This is a genomic window from Flavobacterium salmonis (genome assembly GCF_903819435.1).
Taxonomy (GTDB): Bacteria; Bacteroidota; Bacteroidia; order Flavobacteriales; family Flavobacteriaceae; genus Flavobacterium; species Flavobacterium chungangense.
Map to the genome: position 1 here is coordinate 47,281 of NZ_CAIJDP010000053.1, position 16,429 is coordinate 63,709.

14 protein-coding genes are annotated in these 16,429 nt (G+C 34.4%); 2 read left to right on the forward strand and 12 right to left on the reverse strand.

Translation table 11 applies throughout. From position 1 onward, the window contains the following. The first annotated feature begins 67 nt into the window (after positions 1–67). Positions 68–829 (forward strand): exodeoxyribonuclease III, encoded by a 762-nt coding sequence (locus FLACHUCJ7_RS02255; RefSeq protein WP_031456640.1) that lies wholly within the window; start codon positions 68–70, stop codon positions 827–829. Between the two features lie 237 nt (positions 830–1,066). Next, positions 1,067–2,008, forward strand: a complete 942-nt coding sequence (locus FLACHUCJ7_RS02260; protein ID WP_078228972.1) for an OmpA family protein — start codon at positions 1,067–1,069, stop codon at positions 2,006–2,008. 77 nt (positions 2,009–2,085) lie between these two features. On the opposite strand, the gene FLACHUCJ7_RS02265 is transcribed toward FLACHUCJ7_RS02260, so the two are convergent. The 12 genes from FLACHUCJ7_RS02265 to FLACHUCJ7_RS02320 form a co-directional block, all read right to left on the reverse strand. After that, positions 2,086–3,252, reverse strand: a complete 1,167-nt coding sequence (locus FLACHUCJ7_RS02265) for a beta-ketoacyl synthase N-terminal-like domain-containing protein (protein WP_078228973.1) — start codon at positions 3,250–3,252, stop codon at positions 2,086–2,088. Positions 3,253–3,492: 240 nt separating this feature from the next. Then, entirely contained in the window at positions 3,493–4,764 is a 1,272-nt protein-coding gene (gene bioA / locus FLACHUCJ7_RS02270) for an adenosylmethionine--8-amino-7-oxononanoate transaminase (protein WP_180907772.1), read from the reverse strand. A 62-nt stretch (positions 4,765–4,826) separates the two neighbouring features. Next, the gene (gene bioD / locus FLACHUCJ7_RS02275; RefSeq protein ID WP_078228975.1) at positions 4,827–5,447 is read right to left on the reverse strand and encodes a dethiobiotin synthase; all 621 of its coding nucleotides are present in this window, start codon (positions 5,445–5,447) and stop codon (positions 4,827–4,829) included. A gap of 69 nt (positions 5,448–5,516) precedes the next feature. Next, the gene (locus FLACHUCJ7_RS02280; RefSeq protein ID WP_078228976.1) at positions 5,517–6,131 is read right to left on the reverse strand and encodes a hypothetical protein; all 615 of its coding nucleotides are present in this window, start codon (positions 6,129–6,131) and stop codon (positions 5,517–5,519) included. Beyond that, complete coding sequence (locus FLACHUCJ7_RS02285; RefSeq protein WP_078228977.1) at positions 6,121–6,624, reverse strand: RNA polymerase sigma factor; 504 nt, start codon at positions 6,622–6,624, stop codon at positions 6,121–6,123. The genes FLACHUCJ7_RS02280 and FLACHUCJ7_RS02285 overlap by 11 nt, the downstream gene beginning before the upstream one ends. A gap of 7 nt (positions 6,625–6,631) precedes the next feature. After that, positions 6,632–7,495 (reverse strand): TraB/GumN family protein, encoded by an 864-nt coding sequence (locus tag FLACHUCJ7_RS02290; protein ID WP_078228978.1) that lies wholly within the window; start codon positions 7,493–7,495, stop codon positions 6,632–6,634. 435 nt (positions 7,496–7,930) lie between these two features. Continuing rightward, positions 7,931–9,067 carry an aminotransferase class I/II-fold pyridoxal phosphate-dependent enzyme gene (locus tag FLACHUCJ7_RS02295; protein WP_180907773.1) on the reverse strand — a complete coding sequence of 379 codons (1,137 nt, stop codon included), beginning with the start codon at positions 9,065–9,067 and terminating at the stop codon, positions 7,931–7,933. A 23-nt stretch (positions 9,068–9,090) separates the two neighbouring features. Further along, positions 9,091–9,627: a hypothetical protein gene (locus FLACHUCJ7_RS02300; RefSeq protein ID WP_180907774.1), complete on the reverse strand. Its 537-nt coding sequence runs from the start codon at positions 9,625–9,627 to the stop codon at positions 9,091–9,093. Between the two features lie 60 nt (positions 9,628–9,687). Further along, positions 9,688–9,969: a F0F1 ATP synthase subunit epsilon gene (locus FLACHUCJ7_RS02305; RefSeq protein ID WP_180907775.1), complete on the reverse strand. Its 282-nt coding sequence runs from the start codon at positions 9,967–9,969 to the stop codon at positions 9,688–9,690. Between the two features lie 77 nt (positions 9,970–10,046). After that, positions 10,047–11,558 (reverse strand): F0F1 ATP synthase subunit beta, encoded by a 1,512-nt coding sequence (gene atpD / locus FLACHUCJ7_RS02310; protein WP_041520300.1) that lies wholly within the window; start codon positions 11,556–11,558, stop codon positions 10,047–10,049. A gap of 234 nt (positions 11,559–11,792) precedes the next feature. After that, on the reverse strand, positions 11,793–13,331 hold the full coding sequence (locus FLACHUCJ7_RS02315) for an SGNH/GDSL hydrolase family protein (protein WP_180907776.1): 1,539 nt from the start codon (positions 13,329–13,331) through the stop codon (positions 11,793–11,795). A 69-nt stretch (positions 13,332–13,400) separates the two neighbouring features. Beyond that, on the reverse strand, positions 13,401–16,241 hold the full coding sequence (locus FLACHUCJ7_RS02320; RefSeq protein ID WP_180907777.1) for a TonB-dependent receptor domain-containing protein: 2,841 nt from the start codon (positions 16,239–16,241) through the stop codon (positions 13,401–13,403). Between the last annotated feature and the right edge of the window lie 188 nt (positions 16,242–16,429).

Genomic DNA, 16,429 nt, shown 5'->3' on the forward strand with positions numbered 1-16,429 from the left:
CTACTTTTAGTGTTTGTTATGTAAACTTTCCGCTTTTTTATTACTTTTGAAATTCTAAAAAAATCGAATGAAAATTATTTCTTATAACGTAAACGGAATACGCGCTGCTATTTCAAAAGGCTTTATCAACTGGCTTCAACAGGCTAATCCTGATGTTATTTGTCTTCAGGAAATTAAGGCTACTCAGGAGCAGATTCCTACAGAAGATATTACTGCTGCGGGTTATCCGTACCAATATTATTATCCGGCAACCAAAAAAGGATACAGCGGTGTAGCTATTTTATCTAAAACAGAACCTAATCAGGTTGTTTATGGAACAGGAATACACCATATGGATTTTGAAGGACGAAATCTTCGTGCTGATTTTGATGATGTATCTGTAATGAGTTTGTACCTTCCTTCAGGAACAAACATAGAAAGGTTAGACCATAAATTTATGTTTATGGATGATTTTCAAGTCTATGTAAACGAATTAAGGACTACAATCCCTAATATAATTATTTGTGGCGATTACAATATTTGCCACGAAGCAATCGATATTCACGATCCGGTCCGCAACAAAACAGTATCGGGATTTTTGCCTCAGGAACGTGCCTGGCTGGACGGATTTATGAAGTCCGGTTTTATCGACAGTTTCCGTCATTTCAACAAAGATCCGCATCATTATACATGGTGGAGTTACCGCGCTGGAGCAAGAGGAAACAACAAAGGCTGGCGTATCGATTACAATTTGGTAAGCGAACCTTTAGAGCACAGATTAAAACGTGCCGTAATCCTTCCGGATGCCATACATTCAGACCATTGCCCGGTTTTAGTCGAAATTGAGTAATTTTGGTATTGTTATTGTTAGAAAAAGGTCAGTTTTAAGTCAAAATAATTGTCATCCTGAGCGGAGTCGAAGCTTTAAGATTAAAAGTAAGGAGCTAATTCCTGCTTTTCACTGCAATCTTTTTGTTTTTAAAGAAAAAACTAAAAGGATTTCCGTTTCAATCAGGGCTAGGGCTTCACGGTAATAAGAATTTCAAGAAAGAATAATAACCTAATTTATTAAATACCATAAACAAAAATGATTAAAAAAGCCTCACTGGGATTGCTTGTTATAGCTCTTTCGACGTCTTGTGTTTCCAAAAAAATATACAACGATCTGGAAACAAAATATTCAGATTTAAAAAAAGAAAACCGTTCTATTGCTGATGAAAACGCAGATCTAAAAACGGCAAAAAACCAATTAGAATTAGATCGTGATAAATTAGCCAAAGATTTAGCAAGTACAAAAGATGATTTAGCCAAACAAAAAGCTGATTTAGCTGCTGCACAAAGTAAATACAAGGTTTTACAGGATTCGTACAATGCTCTTGAAAAGAACAGTAATGACGCTTTAGAGAAAAACATGAGTAAAAACCGTGATTTATTGGCTGAATTAGAAGCAAAATCAAAAAAATTAGCTGAAGAACAGGCTCGTTTGGATAAAACAGCAAGCCGTCTGAACGAACTTGAAGCTATGATTGCTGCAAAAGAAGAAGCTATGAGAAAGCTGAAAGAAACGTTGTCTAAAGCTTTAAATGGTTTCGAAGGAAAAGGACTTACTGTAGAACAGAAAAACGGAAAAGTATACGTTTCTATGGAAAACAAATTACTTTTTAATTCAGGGAGCTGGGCAGTGGGTTCAGAAGGTAGAAAAGCGGTTGTAGAATTAGGAAAAGTTTTAGGAGACAACCCGGATCTTTCTGTCCTAATTGAAGGACATACAGATGATGATCCATACGCAGGTTCAGGACCAATTGCAAATAACTGGGATTTATCTACCAAAAGAGCGACTGCAATTGTGGCTATTTTAAGTGAAAATACTAAAATCAACAAACAAAAATTAACAGCTGCCGGTCGTAGCGAGTTTTCTCCTTTGGCAAGCAACGCAACTCCTGAAGGAAAAGCTAAAAATCGCAGAATCGAAATCATCTTAACACCAAGATTAGATGAAATCGCTGATATGTTAAACAGCATCAACTAAGCTGATTTTTATAACATTTAAAAGGCTCAGAGTTTTTTAATACTTTGAGCCTTTTTTTATTGATATGATTTTATAAATTATGCTTTTTCAATTAAAATACTCACGGCATTTCCTCCAAAACCTACTGCATTAATGAGTACTTTTTTTATGGTTTTCGTCTGATTTTGAGCTTTCGCAAAGGGAACATTGATAAACTTATCGTGCTGTATCATCAAAAGCGCTAATTCTAAACTTAAAATTCCTGAAGCTCCAAAAGTGTGACCGATTTTCCATTTATTTGTAGTAAGTAATGGTAAGTTTTCTCCAAAAACTTTTTCAATCGCACGTAGTTCCGTTAAATCGCCTTTTATGGTTCCGGGAGCGTGCATAACGATTACGTCTACATCTTTTAAATTGGTTTTTTTTAAAGCCATTTTCATAGATTTCTGAAAGCAGTCCGCTTCTGCAGAAATCGAAATATTATGTTCCAGAATCTCAGTTGCATATCCAACTCCGGTAATATACGCAATTGCATTATCTGCTTTGCCAGCTTCCAGACAGCAAACGCCCGATGCTTCACCTAAAATCATCGTATTTTGCGTTTTCTCAAAATCAAAAGCGAGATTTGGCCATGCTTCCTCTGTTTGATTAATACGTGAATATATTTTTAAAGCTCTCATTTGAGCAATCGTAAAATCGGTTAAGGGAGCTTCACTTCCGCCAACTAAAAATTTATCTGCCATTCCTGATTTTAGCCATGCTACGCCATTTAGTATTGCATGAAGAGCGGTAGAACAGGTAATCGAATGCGAAATTTCAGGACCGGTGCTTTGTAAATCGTGTGCAATCCAGGAAGAAATATTTCCTAAAGTGGTGGTAGGAGAGGCAAGAGTCTGCGCTTTTCCGGTATCGATGTATTCCTTGTAATGTTTTTCGAATAAATCAGTTGCGCCACGTGAAGAACCTATGTTGATCCCGAATGTATCTCCTGATTTCCAGCCTGCGTGTTCAACCGCTTTTCGCGAAGCTGCCAATGCAAACAAAACAGAATCATCCAAAAATTTATATTTAGGATCCGATTCTCTTACTTCAGCTATAATTTGTTTGGTGTCAGCTTCAAGTACCGCTACAGAAGTTTCCTGCTGATCTAAGAACTGCTGCGAAAAGCAATGTTGATCGTTAAGGTATTTTTTCCAGACTTCTTCATGATTATTTCCTAATGGAGAAATAGACGAAAATGCTGTTATGGAGATTTTAGTATTCAATTTTTTTTATTTAACCGCAAAGTTCGCAAAAGTTTACGCAAAGTTTGCAGGGTTTTAAATAAAAATTAAACCATATAAGTGATTTAATTTTGAGTGTTTTACTTTTCTTATATACCATTCAATTTCTGGCTTATGGAGTCGAGCCTTTGTTTTCATAAGCCTTCGACTCCGCTCAGGATGACAGTAAGGTATGCGAGGCAAAGTTAAATGAACTTATATCTCTTATATGGTTTTTAGTAGCTAGACCATTTCAATAGCTTCTTCAATGGTTTTGTAAACTTTTTGAAGCTGTTCGTTTGTCATGATATATGGAGGTAAAATATAAACTATGTTTCCAACCGGACGTAAAACAACACCATTTTCAATAAAAAAATTATACAATTTGGTGCGCATAGAACCGTAATAGCTTTCCTCAGAATCGGATTTTATTTCAACGGCAAAAATAACTCCTAATGTTCTGGCTGTAATTACTTTTGGATGACTTTCGATTTTCTTTTGGAACTCTAAATGATTTTTATTGATTCTCTCAATATTAGTCTGCATTTCATCGGTTTGCAGTAAATCGATACTTGCCAAAGCTGCTGCACAACCTGTTGGATTTGCAGTAAAAGTATGGCCGTGAAATAATGCTTTATTAATATCATCGTCATAAAAAGCATCAAAAACCTTCTGGGTAAAAGTCGTAATTGCCATCGGAATTGTTCCGCCGGTTAAAGCTTTAGACAAACAAATCATGTCTGGATCTGCATCAACATAGTCCATTGCAAAGGTTTTTCCGGTTTTACCAAAACCTGTCATTACTTCATCAGCAATGGTTAAAACCTTATTTTCTTTACAAATTTCGATTAGTTTTGCTAATGCTTCGGGTTCGTACATTACCATTCCGGCTGCTCCCTGAACGAGAGGTTCAAAAATAAATCCGGCACAATTATTTCGCTGAATTACATTTTCCAGGGCCTCAAAACTCACTTGTTCCTGACCTTTCACCGGAACCGGAATTCGAACAACATCTATAAACATTCCCTGAAAAGCCTGAGTGTAGAAAGAGATTCCGCTTGCTGCCATCGCTGCAAAAGTATCTCCGTGAAACGCATTTTCAAAAGCAATTATGGTTGTTCGTTTTTCTCCTTTATTGAAAAAATACTGTAATGCGACTTTTATGGCAACTTCGACTGCAGTTGAACCATTATCAGAAAAGAAAATTTTCTGCTGGTTCTTGGGCAAAATTTCCATCAATTTTTCAGCAACTTTTATGGCTGGTTCGTGAGTAAAACCGCCAAATAAAACGTGTTCTAAAGTTGTGAGCTGTTTGTAAATAGCATCGGCAATAAATTTATTACTGTGTCCAAATGGATTTACCCACCAGGAAGCGATCGCATCAATATATTCTTTATTGTTTTCATCCCAAAGCAAGGCGCCTTCGCCTCTCGAAATAGCAATTGGTGTTTGAGAAGTTTTGTGCTGGGTATAAGGATGCCAAAGATATTGGCTGTCTTTTTCCTGTAAAGTCATGCGATTGATGATTTTAGATTTTTGATTAACGATTTCAGATTTGAACTTGATTTTTGAAGTTGTTATTGAAGTTGTAAAAGGTTCTCCCGAAACAAATCGGCATATTCTTTAATTATATTTTGGTCAAAATACGGTTCTTCATCAATTCTTCCAATCCATTTAATTCCGGTTTTATTCAGAATCAAACTTTCGGTTGATTTGTTTTCGCTTCCGCTAAAGATGATTCCTGCGACTTTAAAACCTCGATTCTGAATAGCTTCAATGGTCAATAAGGTATGATTAATACTTCCCAGATAATGTCTTGAAACTATAATCACTTTGTAATCAGGTTTAATTAAATCAATAATGGTATCTTTTTCGTTTAACGGAACAAAAATACCACCAGCACCTTCAATAACCAGATGATTTTTAGTTTCCGGTTGCTGGATTTCTTTTAAATCAATTATAATTCCATCAATTTCAGCAGCTAAATGTGGACTCGCCGGGGTATTTAATTGATAAGAGTTGGAATGGAATTGAGATTTAGAATTTGAAATTCGGGATTTTACTTTATGGGTATCTGAATTGTCAAGATCGCCTGCCTGAATTGGTTTCCAATAATCTGCTTCTAAAGCTTCAACAATGATAGAAGAAGCAATTGTTTTGCCTACATCTGTGGAAATCCCGGTTACGAATAGTTTCATTTCTTTGTTTTTAATGGAGTACAAAAATACCAATAAAAATAAAGCCCATCATTACGATAGGCCTGTGTTTTATTCTTCTTTTAATTCATCTATTACTTTTCTTATTTCTTTTGCATATTTACCATAAAAACGATGTACCCACCATTCTAAAGCCAGTCCCATGCATATAATGGAAAAAAATACAAGTACTATAAAACCTATTAACTGCGAATTACTGATTTGATTTATTTGAAAATCGGATGATTTTGTCAGTACATAATATTGAAATCCAATTAAACCTAACACAACAAAAGGAGTTAATGCAAAACCAAATGTTTTGTATAGTTCCATGTTTAATTTTATATCAAAATAAGTTTCATATAAACTGTCTTTTGTTTTAAGTGTAATGTTGTTTAGCCTTTTGTGAAAAAAGTAAAGTTTAGCAAGATAATAAACACATACAGCAGTAAACATGCTGAATATTAAGTAAAAAAACATAGAAATTCTATCTGGGAATTGGTAAAAAATAGGAGCAAATCCGATTATAATGATGGAAATGATTTGGTAATAAAACTCATTTTTAAGGTTTTTTCTAATTTTGTCCAAAGGTGTATTTGCCGATTGTATTTTTTCTAAGTTATCCGGAAGAACGACATTTTCTGTCTTTTCGTTATTCCATGCGTTTTGTATGTCGTTAAGATCCATAACCTTGATTTTTTATAATTTCTTTTAATTTTTCTTTTGCTCTGTTTAATTTTACTCTGGCATTTCCTTCAGAAATTCCGAGGTTTTCACCTATTTCTTTATGAGAGAATCCTTCTAATTGATAGAAAATAATTGCTTTGTCAATTTTTTCGAGTTTCTGAACTGCTTTGTAAAAATGATCTAATTGACTTTCTTTTATATGAGAATCTCCCTCATCATCTTTGATATTTTCTGAAGCAATTTCATATTTGTCTACTTTTCGTTTTTCCTTTCTAAGGAAGACAATCGCCGTATTTACAGCTACCCGATACATCCAGGTCGAAAATTGACTTTCATTTCGAAAAGTATCATATGATTTCCAAAGTTGACAAACAATCTCCTGAAGCAAATCCTGCTGATCGTCATGATTGTCCATGTACATCTTGGAAACTTTGTACAGAATTCCTTTGTGATTTTCTATCCGGGTTAAAAATTCTTTCTCTTTTTCTTTCAAAATAATGCTATTTCAATACAGGTTTAACGGTATATCCCGCTTTTCTTAATAAATTGATTATTCCTAAATCTCCAGCCAAATGCGCTGATCCTACAGCGATAAATGTACTTTCATTTTTGATTAGCTCAGGGATTGTTTTTAGCCAATTTTGATTTCTGTTGTCCAGAATCGTTTTTTTGGTTTCTTCGCTTATTATTTTTTTATCAGTAGTAATATCATATAAGGCAGTTATGTTTTCCTCTTTGTATTGTGCAACTAATTTATCGGTTTCTTCCTTGTTTAATTCTTCCAGCATTTTAATCATTTCCGTATCAGAATAGGCATTCTCAAACATATTCATTTGCTCTTTTACTGTTTCTAATCCGGCAATCTTAAGTTTTCGTTGTTTAGCTGTTTCAATAAAACTCATTTCGTAAAATTTCAGGTCATTACAACCAAAACTTTTCATACTTATTAAACTCATTACGGTAAATAAACTAAAACTATCAACTTGCTGAATGCTCATTCCGGCTTTTTTCTGCAGAATATTATCTAATTTTAATAAGTCTTGCGCATTTAGTGTTTTGCTAAGCGGTTGTTTACCTATTGCCATTTGCTGCAAATCTGTCATTTGTTTTGGATCAGATAGGTCGATTTCCAAAATTAATTTACTCGAAGATTCAAAGGCTTTTTTTGCTTTTTCAGAAAGAAAATAATCTGTTGAGCAAATCATATGGATAGTGCCGTATAAATAGGAAGGATTTGATAATCCGTTTCCTGAAACTTCCCATAAAAGTGAATTTTCTAATTTTGGAGATTTTGTCTGTGCGTGAGTTGCAGTACTAAAAATAATTGTGATTGCTATTACTGCTGATTTGATTAAATTTTTCATGATGTTGATTGATTAAAGTTAGGATTAATTGATGATTGAAACTCCTTTTTGTTATTTACCCGCTTTCTTTTTCTGTGAGGAAGATATATAATTTAGTAATAAAAATCCTATGATAAACAATAGCAGAAGGCTAAGAAGTTTTATGAAAAAATGAGTTATGATACCAATTGCAAGTCCTATTGAAGCAAACAGGATACAATTTAAAATATTTTCTTTTAATGAAGTAAATTGTGATTTCATAATTGTTTTGATTTATTTGATTACGACTCGTAAGTAATCGAATGTTCAAAACGTTACAAAAGTTTTTAATTTTTTTTAAAAGTGACTAATAATGGATTATGGATGTCTTTTTAAATTTCACAGAGATACAAAGTAAAACGCAGATACTCACGAAATTATTCTTTGTTGAGCTTTTTAAGGTTTTGAGGAATGAAACTAAAACACTAGATCCCTTAATAATTCTAAAATCTGATTGATTTCTTTTTCTGAATTATAGCTGTGAATACAAAAGCGAAGGCGTTCCTGGCCTTCCGGAACAGTTGGAGAAAGTATTGCTTTTACATCAAATCCTTTATCCTGTAGTTGCTGTGCTATACGCTTTACATTTTCATTACCTGGAACAATAGCAGATTGAATAGCCGATTTACTTCGTACAAAAATTGGTTTTAAACCTAATAAATTTTTCTGCTGATTAAAGCATATGATATTATGACGTAGGTTTTCAATCTTTTTCTTCTCGAATTCTAAATGTTGATAAGCCACCAGAATGGTTGCAACAGAATGCGGAGATAAGCCTGTTGTATAAATAAAACTTCGGGCGAAGTTTACAAGATATTCCTTAAGTTCATTACTTCCTAAAACCACTGCACCGTGACATCCTAATCCTTTTCCAAAAGTTATGATTCGGACAAAAATTCTATTATGTAAATTCAAATATTGTGATAAGCCTTCTCCTTTTTCGCCAAAAACGCCAAGAGTGTGTGCTTCGTCAAGAACCAAATAGCAATTATGCTTTTCTGAAAGTTCAACTAATTCTTCCAGATTTGGGCTGTCACCATCCATAGAAAAAACAGTTTCAGTAACTATATAGATATTGGTATTGGGAAATTTTAGGATAAGTCGCTCTAAATCTTCAAAATCGTTATGGTTAAATTTATATGATTTGGCATTTGACATTGATATACCGTCTCGAATAGACGCATGACTTAATTCATCATACAAAATAACGTCGTTTCGTTGCGGTACAGCGCTAAAGAAACCAACATTGGCATCGTAGCCTGAATTGAAAATTAAAGTCGATTCTGCTTCGTGGAATTCAGCAATAAAAGATTCTGTAATTTGATAGAGGGAATAATTGCCGGAAATTAAGCGGGAACCTGTTGCGCCATTTTGAATAATCCCATTTTCGATTAAATAATCATGAGTCAATTTAAAAATACTTTCAGATTTAGAAAATCCAATATAATCGTTTGAAGAGAAATCCACAAGATTACTAAAACTTGGTAATTGTCTTAACGAATTATTGTGTTTCCGTTTTTCAAGTTTCTGAATAAGATTTTCGGGTATTTTCATAAAACAAAGTTATGAAATAATAGCTAAATAGAATTTGAGTTCTCCTTCTCAATCCATTTAAAGTTTCCTCTTTCAGTTGCATCCAATAAATCAATTTTTAATTTGGTTGAAAGGTCCAAAGAAAATTGATAGGCACGCTCTTTAGTTTCAAATTCATACATCTCAAAATGGCGGTTTTTTACATACCAGAGATTAGTTCCAAAACATGTATTGTTTACTTTAAAAAAAGAAACGTATTCGAATTCTGTTACTTTAGACTCTGTCTTATATGAAAAAGGGCCGACAACATATCTTGTTATAATTAAATTCTTATGAAAATCAATTTGTAAATTTCTTACTTGAGAAAACTTCAATCCCGCAACAAAAGACATTACACCAATTAGTGCTAAGATACGCATACTGGTAATAAATGTTAAAAGGGAATGGATGTTGTAATTTATAAATATTACAAAAATTACTACAGCTATGGTAACACTAAAAAATACTGCTGCTATAACTAATTCATACCAACTCCTTTTTGCTTCAAAAACTGAAACGATTGATTCTTCTTTATTATTCATATTCAAAAATGAAAAAAGCCAAACATCTCTGCTTGGCTTCTTTGTTAATTGAAAATTATTTTAGTCAACTAAAACAATTACTTTATTGTCTTTCATTTCGATAGTGCCTGACGTAATTTCTAATATGTAAGTCTGGTCATTTACTTTCGTGAATTTATTCGCTACATCTTTAGAAAAATTGAAACTTTTAGCTGCAATTTTAATAGTTCCTTTCTCTAAGATAGAAACAATAGGAGCGTGATTATTCAAAATTTGAAAGCTTCCATTAACCCCAGGCAATGTAACAGATGTTACTTCTCCTGAAAATAATTTTGCTTCTGGTGATACTATTTCTAAAATCATATTTTTTTAGTTAATAGTTGGTCGTTGATGGTTGATTGTTGTTTTTTAACAACTGACAACTAACAACTAACAACCAATTACGCTTCAGCTAACATTTTTTCTCCAGCTTCGATCGCATCCTGAATAGAACCTTTCAAGTTGAAAGCTGCTTCTGGAAGGTGATCTAATTCACCGTCGATAATCATGTTGAAACCTTTGATAGTATCTTTAATATCTACTAATACACCTGGGATACCTGTAAACTGCTCCGCTACGTGGAATGGCTGAGACAAGAAACGTTGTACACGACGTGCTCTTGATACAGAAAGTTTATCTTCTTCAGATAACTCTTCCATACCTAAGATCGCGATGATATCCTGAAGTTGTTTGTATTTTTGAAGAATCTCTTTTACTCTTTGTGCACAGTCATAGTGCTCATTTCCTAAAATTTGTGGAGTTAAGATTCTTGAAGTAGAATCTAACGGGTCAACAGCTGGATAAATACCTAACTCAGCAATTTTACGAGACAATACCGTTGTTGCATCTAAGTGAGCAAATGTTGTAGCCGGAGCCGGGTCAGTTAAGTCATCCGCAGGAACGTAAACCGCTTGTACAGATGTAATAGATCCTTTGTTTGTAGATGTAATACGCTCTTGCATAGCTCCCATCTCTGTTGCCAAAGTTGGCTGGTATCCTACTGCAGAAGGCATACGGCCTAAAAGTGCTGATACCTCAGAACCTGCTTGTGTAAAACGGAAGATGTTATCAACGAAAAACAATACGTCTTTACCCTGATCAGTTCCTGCTCCATCACGGAAATACTCAGCGATAGATAATCCTGAAAGTGCAACACGTGCACGAGCTCCAGGTGGCTCATTCATTTGTCCGAAAACGAAAGTAGCTTTAGACTCTCTCATTCCTGGCATATCTACTTTAGATAAATCCCATCCTCCATTTTCCATAGAGTGCATGAAATCATCACCATATTTTATAATTCCTGACTCAAGCATCTCACGAAGCAAGTCATTTCCTTCACGTGTTCTTTCACCTACTCCTGCGAATACTGAAAGTCCACCGTGACCTTTTGCAATATTGTTGATCAATTCCTGAATCAATACTGTTTTACCAACACCTGCACCTCCAAACAATCCAATTTTCCCTCCTTTTGCGTAAGGCTCAATCAAATCGATTACTTTAATACCTGTGAATAAAACTTCAGATGAAGTTGATAAATCTTCGAATCTTGGAGCTGGTCTATGTATAGATAATCCATTATCGCCATCTTTTGGTAAGTTTCCTAAACCATCGATAGCATCACCAATTACGTTAAACAAACGGCCGTAAACATCTGCTCCAACTGGCATTTTGATTGGATTTCCAGTACCAACCACTTCATAACCTCTGCTCAAACCGTCAGTTGAGTCCATCGAAATGGTACGCACCGTGTTTTCACCAATGTGAGATTGTACTTCAAGAACTAACAATGTTCCGTCTTTTTTTGTGATTTCTAATGAATCATAAATTTTTGGAAGTTCAACATCCTTACCGTTGAAAACTACGTCAACTACTGGTCCAATGATTTGAGCAACTTTTCCTATTACTTTTGACATTACTTATGTGTTTATTAAATAGCTATTTAAGTTTATCGAAAATACCTCTTTTTTCAGAGCGCAAAGATAAATTTTTAATATATAAAATCAATATTTTTTTTAATAAAAAATACTTAGTTTTTGTTATAATTCATAAAACTGATTCTCCAAATACCTAAATTATATAAAATTTGGTATAAATTAAAAAAACCACTGCGTTATAAACGAGCGGCTTTCTACTAAAAAAAATTGGCTTTATTGTAATGATTTTGGAAATAGGATTTGATAGTTACCTAAATTAACTGCTTTTATGTTAGAGCCATATTTCAAATTTATGGCTTCAATGAATTTATTTGCAATCAAAGCATATCCTCTTGGCGACGGATGAACTCCGTCTAAAGAAAAAGCTCCTCCTGTTACAAATGTTGATGTCAGTGTGTAGCTGTCTGCAACAATTCCATTTGTTGTTCCTAATTGCTCCATGATTTTTTTAGTATCAACAATTGCTAAATTATTAGTTTCTGCAGCTGTTTTAATGGTTAAGTTGTAAGCAGTAGTAGCGACTTCAATCTCGGCGACTTCACTAGGTAATAAAACATATCGGTCAGGTAAAGGAAAAGTAATTCCTAATTGTGATAAAGACGGAGAAGGAGAAGCGATTCCATCAATTGCTGCAGATGGAGCTTTTCCTATTCTGGCAGAGGCACTTAAGCAAATTAAATCTGTTGGTAAGGTTTGCCTTGCCTTGCCGAAAATTTGCCCCATTACTGTTGCAGTAGTCGCGTCCAAACCTCCTCCCATTAAGACAGCTTTTAAACTTGCAGACAAATCAGTTAGGGTTTCATCTACCATAATCATTGGATTGTTGCCAGTTGCCGATAAAAGTTTTATTCTGTCGCCTTGGCCTAAAAAAGTTAATGCGTTATGTAAAGGGCCGTATAATTGAGTATTAAGATTACTTACGAGATTAACTCCGCTAATGGTCAGATTAGCTTGAGTTAATTGATTATACTTGATTACATAAAAATAAGGCAGGGTTGTTATGACTGGCAAATTCGCTATAACACCTTTTCTGCCTCCTGTAGTAAGCTGAGTAATTAGTGCTTTATATGTTGCATCAAAAGTTGCAGGAGGGGTTAAAGGATTTACGGCTGGATCTCCACCAGCAGTTGCATACCCTAATTCATCATTTCCTCCAATCCATAAAGAGAAGAAAGTCGGATTCTGACTTAATGCATCTGCTAAAACTGTAGTCGTAGCACTTGAAGCAAAACGAGCAAAATAAGGATTTGCTGTTCCCGCAGTTATTCCTGCTATGCTACCGTAACCAGGCGCCAGCAAATGGAAACTTTTAGCACCAGGAACTCCTAAATTATTAAATGTTCCAGACAAATGTGCTGTAACTTCTGTTGTTGGTGTGCCTACAACAGAAACAGGAGTACTGGTAGTAGTATCAAAATACAAACGTGGTGCGGTGATTGCATTACCGCCTAATAACAATCCACCGATATTATCATTTGCATAAGGGGTCTTGAATTCTTCTCCTCCAACTAAAGCAAATTGTTGTGCTATAATATTTGGATATGCGCCTTCCTGTCCTTTAATAAAAAGAGCATTGTCACTAAAACCTGCTGCAAAAGAATCCCCTAGAGCTACATATTTTGAAAAATCTGCTGAACCTGAAGTTAAGGGTAAACCATCAGAGGAGTTGGAGTCTTTTATTGTCTCGTCATCACTATTACAAGCTGCAAAGGTTAGTGAAACCAATAACAGCCATTTTAAATTTTTTATCATAATTCGTATATTTTAAATTATTCCTTGCTAAATTTTTGAACAAGTAAAATAATGGTTGTTGTTTTTTAATTATGGATTAATTGTCCAGGAAACAAAATATTGCTGACCGATTGATCCTGAACCAATTACCTGTGTATATTCTTTTCCTCCGATATTTGAAGCGCCTAATTTAAATGTAGATTTTAATTTTGGCATAGAATAATTAATTTGTGCATCGATTACTGTGGCCGATTCAATTGTCCCGTCAGCAAAAGTTGATTGCCATTCATATTCGCTATTCCATCTCGCGCTAACATTAAATCCTAAATTTTTAAATAATTTTTGGTTTCCGATTGAAGCTTTAAATCTGTGTTTTGGTGTGTTAAAACCAGCTTCAAAACTTGGATCTTCAGACTGATCAAAATCAAATTGGGCATAATTATAATTTAAACCTAATTCAAAATCTGCAATTATCTTTTTTGATAATCCAATTCCAAATCCAAGTGAATGAATTTCTACACTTGAATTTGTATATATTTGATAAGCTCTGTATTCTCCGTTTTGAAGTCCTCGTACTGATTGTGCTCCTGGATCCGTTACAGGAAAGGAAATTGGTAAGTTTGGATTGTCTTGTGCTGTTCCATAATATGTAGAAACAACATTAAGGTTGCCAATAAAATCGTTATAAATGTTATAGTACCCATTAAGATCTATTGAAATATCTTCATAAACCGAACGGTATCCTAATTCAAATGCTTTTACCTGTTCCGGTTTTACAAAATTAGCTCTTGTTTTTCTTAATAGTTTTGCGGCTTCAACAGGATTTGTTCCTGCCATTGCGCTAAAAGCTTCAACTGAACTTGCAAGATAGGAGTTTTTATAAGCGTCTTCTCCTGTCATAATTTTGGTTGGGCTATTGTTGACATTATAGCTTTGGCCTTCTGCGCTAAGGGTAAAAGTTTCGCTAAATCTTGTCAGGTTGTCTGGGGCTGAACCGATTAATACGGCCCGGCCTATATTAAATCCAATATATTGATCCTGTGTAGTAGGGTTTCTGAAACCTGTCTGGAAAGACGCTCTGAAATTGTGATTTTTCTTTTCACCTCCTGAATATACAAAAGATAATCTTGGAGAATAATTTCCGTCAAAATTTTTAGATTTGTCATAACGAATAGATCCTGTAAATTTTAATCTGTCATCAAGAAATCTTTTTGTTAATTGAGTATAAGCACCATATTCGTTATAGTTGATTGGTCCGTCTGCATCTGTATAAATTCTGCCATGAGAATTTAATTCGTATAATCTGTATGATCCTCCTACCTGAATTTCTGCAAATTTGATGAGATCTTTAAAATTATAATTTGCATCAGAATGATAAATTTTTGAGTTATCAACCAGTTTTGATCCAGATAGAACGCTTTCGTCATTAATGACCTGATTAAATGCATTTTGAAATGCTGTTGTTCCAGGTAAAAAGCGTCCGGTATCAGCGGTTGCTCTTGCAGCTGCGTGCGCTTGTTGTGGTGTCATGCCCCCTAAAGTTCCCTGTATGTAAGCACCTGCATACTGTCCAAACCATGTATTGTCATCTTTCCATTTTCTGTTCACATTAATTCCTGTAAAAATCATATCATAGGAGTTTCCTCCATCTTCTGTGGTCATGTATCCTCTTAGGAAAAAATTCTTTCCTTTAAACTCTAATTTATGCTGTTGCATAAAAAAATTATTTAAGTAATATCTATTGGCTCCCTGATATACTGCGTTTCCAAAACCAAATTTGCTTTGCCAGATAATTTCTAATCTTTCGTCCCCAAAAGGTCTTCCATGAAAAGAAAAGTCGATTTTAGTGTTTCCGGCTTTGTTGTTTGTAAGGTCTGTTTCATTATATCCTGTTCTGCTCACATTGCTGTTTGGTAAAAGATTAACTGCTCCGGCTGGTATGATGCCTAATGCTGCTAATCTTTGTCCTACCCCTTTAATGTTTGTGGTGGCCTCATCTCCATACACGTTTATACCGTCATAATTTGGGTTTGTTCTGTCTATGCCTCCTATTGTTTTGTCGTTATAATCCGTTGCGTACCAATCAGTGGCTTCCATATAGGTGAAATTTGCTTTAGCAGCAAAATATTTATTAAAAGCGTGTGCGAATCGCAATCCTAAATCGTAATAATTATTTGTTCCTGCTGCATCCTGAGAAGTCATTCCGTATTTAAAATAAGCCGAAACTCCCTGATGGGTAAATGGGCTTTTACTATTCATAAACAAAATTCCATTAAAGGCATTTGCACCATATAATGCAGATGAAGCACCTGGCAGTAATTCAACACTCTGGACGTCAATCTCTGATACCCCAATCATATTTCCTAAAACGAAATTTAGAAGTGGGGATGAGTTGTCCATTCCGTCAACCAATTGGAGGAAACGTGTATTGGCCACTGTGGCAAACCCTCTTGTGTTAACGGATTTAAAAGTCATACTACTGGTATTCATCTGTACCTCTTTTAAATTTTCCAAACCATCATAAAAAGAAGGAGAAGCGGTTTTTTTAATATCCTGAATCCCCATTCTTTCGATGGTTACGGGAGATTCTAATATGCGTTCGGGTGTTCGGGATGCCGAAACAACTATTTCATCCAATTTGGTTTCTTCATTTTTTAAAATCACATCTGCTTTTTGATTCAACGAAGTAATGTTGATTGTTTTAGATTCAAAACCAACTGCCGATATTTTGATTGTAAAGGGAGGTTTCGATGGAGTATTTAACTTAAATGTACCGTCAAAATCGGTAGAAGTTCCACTTGAGCTTCCAACAACAGTAATATTAGCTCCTGGAATTGATTGTTTGTTGGTATCTGTAACAGTACCACTAATTGTATTCTGCGAAAAAGATAATCCGCTGATAAACAACATTATTAGTAAATATGCTCTCATTGGTTGGTTATTTGTTAGTTTATATAGCCAAAATACGAATAATTTTGATATTAATAAAAAAACGTTAAAAAAAATTAATATTTATCATAATATTGATAGTTATTTTAACTATTTGATATGGTCATTTATTAAATTTAAATCAAGAAACTAACTCGAATAAAACAAAATAGTATGCATACATAATAATT